The organism is Streptomyces sp. NPDC004561, from assembly GCF_053602155.1.
This window is the reverse complement of sequence record NZ_JBSGDB010000389.1, coordinates 1-8,375: the sequence shown is the minus strand read 5'-3', so window position 1 is coordinate 8,375 and position 8,375 is coordinate 1. Positions and strand designations below refer to the sequence as shown.

The window sequence follows — 8,375 nt, the reverse complement described above, 5'->3', positions numbered from 1 at the left end:
CGTCGTACCGGGAGACCTCCGTCAGCAGGTCGAACGGCGAGCGGATGCCGTACGGCTTGGCCCGCCGGCGCCACATCGCGGCGAGCGCCGGATCAGCGGGGCGCTGTCGGTGGCCGGGTCGGACCACAGCCGGTGCAGCTGGAGGCGGCGGCGGAGCGTCTCGCGTTCGAGCGCGACGACCGGGACCGAGGGCAGCGGGCCGGGCCGGGGCGTGTTGTCGTAGCGGAACCGGCCCGGGGTGCTGCTCGGCGCCAGCGCGAAGTACCCGGCGTCGTACAGCGCGTCCAGATGGCACAGCTCCAGCGCGCCAGCGGGCAACAGCCCGGAGTCCAGCAGGAGTTCGGCCGCCTGCAACGGGCCCGGGGTCTCGGCGGCGGCCCGCTGCCAGGCGGTGGTCGCCAGGGTGCCGTGGGCCGTCAGGAGCACGTCGAGACCGGGGGCGAGGGGACTCTCGGCGTGCACCACCCGGCCGGCGGCCAGATACAGGGTGCCGTGCTCGCGGACCAGGATGCCGGTGGCCCGCTCCTCGGCCAGCCGGGTCAGCATCGGGGACAGGGCGCGCGTGGTCGTCTTGTCCCGGACCGGCAGCGGCGGCGGCATCCCGACCACGGTCATCCGAGCACCAGCCGGGCGGCCATCTCGCCGAGGCGTATGCGGGCGAGCGCGAGATTGCCGTCCTCGCGCCCCAGCCACAGATGCAGGAACACGCTGCTGTCGAAGGACGTGTCCACGAAGCGCAGCAGGTGGTAGCTGTCACCGTTGCTGATGATCACGTCCTCCACCGGGGGGAGGTCCTCCCCGTGCGCCGCGAACGTGCCGTGCTCGGCGGCCATCCGGGCCAGTTCGGCGGCCTCGGCGGCGGTCGTCTCATGGTCGCCGCCGGGCGCGTCCCCGACCGTGCCGAGCGCCAGTCCGCTCATCCAGTCCACCAGTGCGGCTCCCCGGGCACCGGGCAGTCGCATCGCTTCCAGCAGGCACTCGTCGATTCCGGGCACCGTGGCTCCCCTCCCGCCTGGAACTCCGGCTGAGTGACTGCGACACTACGCATCGTGTGCGCGGGTGGTGAGCCGTTTGGCATTTTCCGTTGGAACATGCATCTGGCGTACTAGTGTTGGTCAACTGACGTGTGTTCCACGGTCGTTGATCAATTTGTTCGAGGGGTGGCCGGGGTGTGTCAACGGCGCCCGGGCGCTCGGAGGGTGGTGAGCGTGGAAGCGTGCGCCCCTCCGGACTCCGCCACCACCTCGGCGATGCTCTGCGGCTCCCGCACGGTCGCGAAGGCCACACTCCCCGCCCCGTCCGGCGCGAAACCGTAGATCCCGGGACGGGCCAGCGAGTTGTAGGCGTAGTGGTGCGCGAAGTAGTACGCGCCCGTGTCCAGCGCCGCCGCGTAGTCGCCCTGCTCCAGCGGGGGCAGCGCGCGCCCCTCGGCGAGCAGGTCGCCCGAGAAGCAGGCCGGCCCCGCCACGTCCTGCACCACCTCGGGACCCGGCTTGGGCCGACCCTTGGCGTCGTACGCGGCGATCCTGAGCGGCCATGCCCCCGGCGCGTACACCGTCCGCGTCGCCACCTGCACGCCCGCGTGCGTCACCGCGATCCGCCGCCCGCCCGCACGCTTGGCGTACTCCACCCGCGCCACCACCGTGCCGTGCTTGGCCAGCAGGGACCGCCCGAACTCGGTCACCAGCCCGTACCGCCCGGCGCAGAGCCCCGGCACCTCCTCGGCCAGCACGCGCGCGTACTCGGCGTAGCCCGGCGCCGTCGCCTCCCCGCCGAAGTTCACCGGCAGCCCGCCGCCGATGTCGAGCGTGTCGATCTGCCGCCGCCCGACGCGCGCGTTGATCTCCTCCGCGAGCGCGTACGTCTCGGCCACCCCCCGCGCCATCAGCGCCAGCGGAATGCCCTGGGAGCCGGTGTGCGCGTGCAGCCGGGTCAGCCACGGCCGGTCCGCGTACGCCCGCACGACCCACTCCCGCGCCCCCTCGTCGCGCAGCGCCACCCCGAACTTCGAGGTCTCGGTCGCGGTGGAGGTCGCCCCGATGCTGCCGCCGCCGACCTGCGGGTTGACCCGGACGCCGAGCGCGGACCGGGTCGGTCCGGAGCGGACGAGCGCGTCGAGGCGGTCCAGCTCCTGGGGGTTGTCGGCGTTCACGGCGATGCCCAGCGCCAGCGCCTCGCGCAGCTCGGCCGGGGTCTTTGCGGGCGAGTCCAGCACCGTGCGCGACGCCGGTACGCCGGCCGCCCGGGCCAGGGCCAGCTCGCCCGGGCTGGCCACCTCGGCGCCGATGCCCTCCTCGTGCAGCAGCCGCAGCACCGGAACCAGCGGGGTCGCCTTCACGGCGAACGCGTGCAGCACCGGGGTGCCCGGCGGCAGCAGCGCGTCGAACGCCGCCCGCAGGGCCGCCGCCGACTCCCGGATGCCGGTGACGTCGAGCAGGCCCACCACGGCCGCGTCCGGGCCGAGCAGCCCCTGCTCCACGGCGGCGCGCACCGCGTCGTCCCGCCGGGCGGCGCGCTCCCGGGCCTCGCCGTCGGTGTCGTGGTCCACCACGTCGTCCCTCCTGTCGGGCGTCAGGTGTTTCCAGACAAACACCCCGGACACGCGGACGGGGCCGTCCCGATGTATTGACTAGTTCTATTCAGATGGACAGGATGTGAATAGACGTAGCAACAGCAGGAGGCAGACGATGTCGGGACCCCGCCCCGTACGAGCACCGCGCGGCACGGAACTCAGCGCCCTGGGCTGGCAGCAGGAGGCCGCCCTGCGCATGCTGCAGAACAACCTCGACCCCGAGGTCGCCGAGCACCCCGACAAGCTGGTCGTCTACGGCGGCACCGGCAAGGCCGCCCGTGACTGGCGCTCCTTCGACGCGATGGTCCGCACGCTGAGGACCCTCAAGCAGGACGAGACCATGCTGGTCCAGTCCGGCCGCCCGGTCGGCGTCATGCAGACCCACGAGTGGGCCCCGCGCGTCCTCATCGCCAACTCCAACCTGGTCGGCGACTGGGCCAACTGGGAGGAGTTCCGCCGCCTGGAGGCCCTCGGCCTGACCATGTACGGCCAGATGACCGCCGGCTCCTGGATCTACATCGGCACCCAGGGCATCCTCCAGGGCACCTACGAGACCTTCGCCGCCGTCGCCGCGAAGAAGTTCGACGGCACCCTCGCCGGGACCATCACCCTCACCGCCGGCCTCGGCGGCATGGGCGGCGCCCAGCCGCTCGCCGTGACGATGAACGACGGCGTCGCGATCTGCATCGACTGCGACCCGCGCGCGATCGAGCGCCGCATCGAGCACCGCTACCTCGATGTGAAGGCCGACAGCCTGGAGCACGCCCTCCGGCTGGCCATCGAGGCCCGGGACGCCCGTCGCCCGCTGTCCATCGGCGTCCTCGGCAACGCGGCCGAGCTGGTCCCGCAACTGCTCGCGATGAGCGCCCCCATCGACATCGTCACCGACCAGACCTCCGCCCACGACCCGCTGGCCTACCTGCCCGTCGGCATCGCCTTCGAGGACATGGCCGACGCCGCCGCCAAGGACCCGGCCGGCTTCACCACGCGCGCGCGGGAGTCCATGGCCAAGCACGTCGAGGCCATGGTCGGCTTCCAGGACGCCGGCGCCGAGGTCTTCGACTACGGCAACTCCATCCGCGGCGAGGCCCAGCTCGCCGGGTACGACCGCGCGTTCGCCTTCCCCGGCTTCGTCCCCGCCTACATCCGCCCGCTCTTCTGCGAGGGCAAGGGCCCCTTCCGCTGGGCGGCCCTGTCCGGCGACCCGGCCGACATCGCCAAGACCGACAAGGCGATCCTCGACCTCTTCCCCGAGAACGAGTCCCTGGCCCGCTGGATCAAGATGGCCGGCGAGCGCGTGCACTTCCAGGGCCTGCCCGCGCGCATCTGCTGGCTCGGCTACGGCGAGCGCGACAAGGCCGGCGAGCGCTTCAACGACATGGTGGCCTCCGGCGAGCTGGCCGCCCCGCTGGCCATCGGCCGCGACCACCTGGACTGCGGGTCGGTGGCCTCGCCGTACCGCGAGACCGAGGCCATGCTCGACGGCTCCGACGCGATCGCCGACTGGCCGCTGCTGAACGCCATGGTCAACGTGGCCTCCGGCGCCTCGTGGGTGTCCATCCACCACGGCGGCGGCGTGGGCATGGGCCGCTCCATCCACGCCGGTCAGGTGACGGTGGCCGACGGAACCAAGCTCGGCGGCGAGAAGATCCGCCGGGTGCTGACGAACGACCCCGGCATGGGCGTCATCCGGCACGTGGACGCCGGGTACGACATCGCGGAGTCGGTCGCGGGCGAGCGCGGGGTGCGGGTGCCGATGCGTGAGGGTGACGAGGCGTGACGTGGAGTCCGGGCGGGCACGGCGACTCTCCGGCCGGGGCCGACGTCCCGTCGCCGGGTGCGGGTCCGGCCGTGCCCACCCCGTCCGCCCCGCGGACCGACTGCCCACCGCCCGCGAGGATCGGCGCCTCCTTCCACGAGATGTGGGCCGAGCTGCTGCCCATCGGGCGGCACGCCGACTCCGGCGGGTACCGGCGGTACGCCTGGACCGGGGCCGACGCGGAGTGCCGGGCCTGGTTCAAGGAGCAGGCCGAGGCCCGGGGGCTGAGTCACGAGCTCGACCGGAACGGCAACCAGTGGGCCTGGCTCGGGGACCCCGCCGCCGGGGACGCCGTCGTCACCGGGTCGCACCTGGACTCCGTGCCGGACGGAGGGGCCTTCGACGGGCCCCTCGGGGTCGTGTCCTCCTTCGCCGCCCTGGACGAGCTGCGCGGGAGGGGAGCGCGGCTCACCAGGCCCCTGGCCGTCGTCAACTTCGGTGACGAGGAGGGGGCCCGGTTCGGGCTGGCCTGCGTCGGGTCCCGGCTGACCGCGGGGCAGCTGACCGTGGAGCAGGCCCACCGGCTCACCGACGGCGAGGGGACCAGCCTTCCCCGGGCCATGGAGGCCGCCGGGTACGACCCCGAGGGCATCGGCCCCGACCCGGAGCGGCTCGCCCGCATCGGCGCCTTCGTGGAGCTGCACGTCGAGCAGGGCCGCGCGCTGGACCTGTCCGGCGACCGGGTGGGCATCGCCAGCGCCATCTGGCCGCACGGGCGGTGGCGGTTCGACTTCCGGGGCGAGGCCAACCACGCCGGCACCACCCGGCTGACCGACCGGCGCGACCCGATGCTGTCGTACGCCGAGACCGTGCTCGCCGCCCGCCGGGAGGCCGAACTCGCCGGTGCCGTCGCCACCTTCGGCAAGATCTCCGTCGAGCCGAACGGCGTCAACGCGATCCCCTCGCTGGTGCGCGGCTGGCTCGACTCCCGTGCCGCCGACCAGGCGACCCTGGACACGGTGGTCGGCGGCATCGAGAAGGCGGCCCGGGAGTACGCCGACGCCCACGGCATCGACCTGGACGTCGTCCGGGAGTCCTTCACGCCCGTCGTGGAGTTCGACCACGCCCTGCGCGACGAACTCGGCCGCATCCTCGGCGGGGACCGCGAGCTGACGGTGCCCGTCCTCGGGACCGGCGCCGGACACGACGCCGGGATCCTCTCCGCGAGCATCCCGACCGCCATGCTGTTCGTACGCAACCCCACCGGCGTCTCGCACTCCCCGGCCGAGTTCGCGGCCGAGGACGACTGCGTGGCCGGGGTGCACGCACTCGCCGACGTACTGGAAGGGCTGGCCTGCAGGTGACCAAGGCGACCTACTGGTTGGAGCACGCCTGGCTCGGCGCGGACGTCGAGCCGGGAGTCGTGGTCGAGGTCGCGGACGGCCGGATCGGCGCCGTCCGCACCGAGACCCCCGTCCCGCCGCCCGGCGCCGAGGTGCTGCGCGGACTCACGCTGCCCGGGCTGGCGAACGCCCACAGCCACGCCTTCCACCGGGCGCTGCGCGGCACCGTCCAGGTCGGCTCCGGGACCTTCTGGACCTGGCGCGAGGTCATGTACTCCGTGGCCGACCGGCTGACCCCGGAGCGCTACCACGCCCTCGCCCGCGCCGTGTACGCCGAGATGGCGCTGGCCGGCATCACCTGTGTCGGCGAGTTCCACTACGTGCACCACGCCCCCGGCGGCACCCCCTACGCCGACCCCAACGCCATGGGCGAGGCGCTGATCGCGGCCGCCGCCGAGGCCGGCATCCGGATCACCCTCCTCGACACCTGCTACCTCTCCGCCGGCTTCGGGGAGCCGCCCAACCACCACCAGCTGCGGTTCTCCGACGGCAGAGCGGAGGCCTGGGCCGAACGCTGTGCAGTTCTCAAGGAACGGGATCACGCGCGGATCGGGGCGGCGATCCACTCCGTACGGGCCGTGCCCGCCGACCAGTTGGCGACCGTGGCCGGATGGGCCGAGGAGCGGGGGGCCCCGCTGCACGTGCACCTGTCGGAGCAGACCGCCGAGAACGACGCCTGCCTCGCCGCGCACGGCCGCACACCCACCCGGCTGCTCGCCGACCACGGCGTCCTCGGCCGGCGCACCACCGGTGTGCACAACACGCACCTCAACGACGAGGACATCGCACTGCTCGGCGGCTCGGGCACCGGCACCTGCATGTGCCCGACGACCGAACGCGACCTGGCCGACGGCATCGGCCCGGCCGTCGCGCTGCAGCGGGCCGGCTCCCCGCTCTCCCTCGGCTCCGACAGCCATGCCGTCATCGACCTGCTCGAAGAGGCGCGCGCGATGGAGCTGAACGAGCGGCTGCGCACGCGCGCCCGGGGCCACTGGACGGCCGCGGCACTGCTGCGGGCCGCCACCGAGGACGGCCACGCCGCCCTCGGCTGGGACGAGGCCGGCACCATCGAGCCGGGCGCGCTCGCCGACCTGACGACCATCGCCCTGGACTCGGTCAGGACAGCGGGACCGGTGCCCCGGCTGGGCGCCGAGACGGCCGTATTCGCGGCGGGCGCGGCGGACGTACGGCACACGGTCGTCGGCGGCCGGCATGTCGTACGCGACGGCGCGCACACGCTCGTACCCGACGTGCCCCAGGCGCTGTCGGCCGCCGTCGAAGCCCTCCGCGGCTGAACCCCAACGCCCCCCACGAGGACACCATGAGCAGCAGCACCGTCATCACCAACATCGCCACGCTGGTCACCAACGATCCCTCCCTCGGTGACGACTCGCCCCTCGGTCTGATCCAGGACGCGGCCGTCGTCGTCGACGGCGACCGCATCGCGTGGACCGGTGAATCCAGCAAAGCACCCGCCACTGACAACCGGGTCGACGCGGGCGGCCGGGCGGTGCTGCCGGGCTTCGTGGACTCCCACTCGCACCTGGTCTTCGCCGGGGACCGCACCCAGGAGTTCAACGCCCGCATGTCCGGCCGGTCCTACACGGCCGGCGGCATCCGCACCACGGTCGCGGCCACCCGGGCCGCGACCGACGCGGAACTGGAGGCGAACCTGACCCACTACCTGGCGGAGGCGCTCCGCCAGGGCACCACCACCTTCGAGACGAAGTCGGGCTACGGCCTCACCGTCGAGGACGAGGCCCGCGCGCTGCGCCTCGCGGCGAAGCACACCGACGAGGTGACCTACCTCGGCGCGCACATCGTCTCCCCCGACTACGCCGACGACCCGGCGGCCTATGTCGCCCTGGTCACCGGCGAGATGCTGGACGCCTGCGCGCCCCACGCCCGCTGGATCGACGTCTTCTGCGAGAAGGGCGCCTTCGACGGCGACCAGGCCCGCGCGATCCTCACCGCCGGCAAGGCGAAGGGCCTGCACCCCCGCGTCCACGCCAACCAGCTCTCCTACGGCCCCGGCGTCCGGCTGGCCGTCGAGCTGGACGCGGCGAGCGCCGACCACTGCACCCACCTCACGGACGCGGACGTCGACGCCCTGGCCAACGGCGACACGGTCGCCACCCTGCTGCCCGGCGCGGAGTTCTCCACCCGTGCCGAGTGGCCGGACGCCCGCCGGCTGCTGGACGCGGGCGTCACCGTCGCCCTGTCCACGGACTGCAACCCGGGCTCGTCCTTCACTTCGTCGGTGCCGTTCTGCGTCGCCCTCGCGGTGCGGGACATGCGGATGACCCCGGACGAGGCGGTCTGGTCGGCCACGGCCGGCGGCGCCGCCGCCCTGCGCCGCACCGACATCGGCCGCCTCACCCCCGGCGCCTACGCCGACCTGACCCTCCTGGACGCCCCCAGCCACGTCCACCTGGCCTACCGCCCGGGCGTGCCGCTGGTCAGCGGGGTGTGGCGCAGGGGCGTACGGGTCGTCTGAGCGGACGTCGGGCGGCCGGTCTCACACCGCGGCCCCGGGCCCGGCGGCCCCGGGCCCGGCGGCCCCGGGGACCGGGGGTCCCCGGGCCGTGGCCGCCCGGGCCCCCGCCCCGCCGGCCGGCCGCGCCCGGGGCCCCACCGCCCC

At 74.1% G+C, this 8,375-nt stretch carries 6 protein-coding genes and 1 pseudogene; 4 read left to right on the top strand and 3 right to left on the bottom strand.

Annotated elements, in window-relative coordinates:
* Window positions 1–30: 30 nt before the first annotated feature.
* From ACWEN3_RS35130 to ACWEN3_RS35120, 3 genes and pseudogenes are all read right to left on the bottom strand, one after another.
* Window positions 31–615: pseudogene (locus ACWEN3_RS35130) on the bottom strand (transcriptional regulator); the annotation flags it as partial.
* Window positions 612–995, bottom strand: coding sequence for a hypothetical protein (locus ACWEN3_RS35125; protein WP_452979358.1), 384 nt, complete (start codon window positions 993–995; stop codon window positions 612–614). The gene ACWEN3_RS35125 and the pseudogene ACWEN3_RS35130, both read right to left, overlap by 4 nt.
* Before the next feature lie 179 nt (window positions 996–1,174).
* Complete coding sequence (locus ACWEN3_RS35120; protein WP_452979355.1) at window positions 1,175–2,548, bottom strand: diaminopimelate decarboxylase; 1,374 nt, start codon at window positions 2,546–2,548, stop codon at window positions 1,175–1,177.
* A 139-nt stretch (window positions 2,549–2,687) separates the two neighbouring features.
* Between ACWEN3_RS35120 and hutU the strand changes: the two genes are divergently transcribed.
* The 4 genes from hutU (at window position 2,688) to hutI (ending at window position 8,231) form a co-directional block, all read left to right on the top strand.
* On the top strand, window positions 2,688–4,352 hold the full coding sequence (gene hutU / locus ACWEN3_RS35115) for a urocanate hydratase (protein WP_452979352.1): 1,665 nt from the start codon (window positions 2,688–2,690) through the stop codon (window positions 4,350–4,352).
* Window positions 4,353–4,492: 140 nt separating this feature from the next.
* Window positions 4,493–5,695 carry an allantoate amidohydrolase gene (locus tag ACWEN3_RS35110; protein WP_452979359.1) on the top strand — a complete coding sequence of 401 codons (1,203 nt, stop codon included), beginning with the start codon at window positions 4,493–4,495 and terminating at the stop codon, window positions 5,693–5,695.
* The gene (locus ACWEN3_RS35105; RefSeq protein WP_452979349.1) at window positions 5,692–7,029 is read left to right on the top strand and encodes a formimidoylglutamate deiminase; all 1,338 of its coding nucleotides are present in this window, start codon (window positions 5,692–5,694) and stop codon (window positions 7,027–7,029) included. Before ACWEN3_RS35110 ends, ACWEN3_RS35105 begins: the two co-directional genes overlap by 4 nt.
* 26 nt (window positions 7,030–7,055) lie before the next feature.
* Window positions 7,056–8,231 carry an imidazolonepropionase gene (gene hutI, locus ACWEN3_RS35100; RefSeq protein ID WP_452979347.1) on the top strand — a complete coding sequence of 392 codons (1,176 nt, stop codon included), beginning with the start codon at window positions 7,056–7,058 and terminating at the stop codon, window positions 8,229–8,231.
* Window positions 8,232–8,375: the final 144 nt, after the last annotated feature.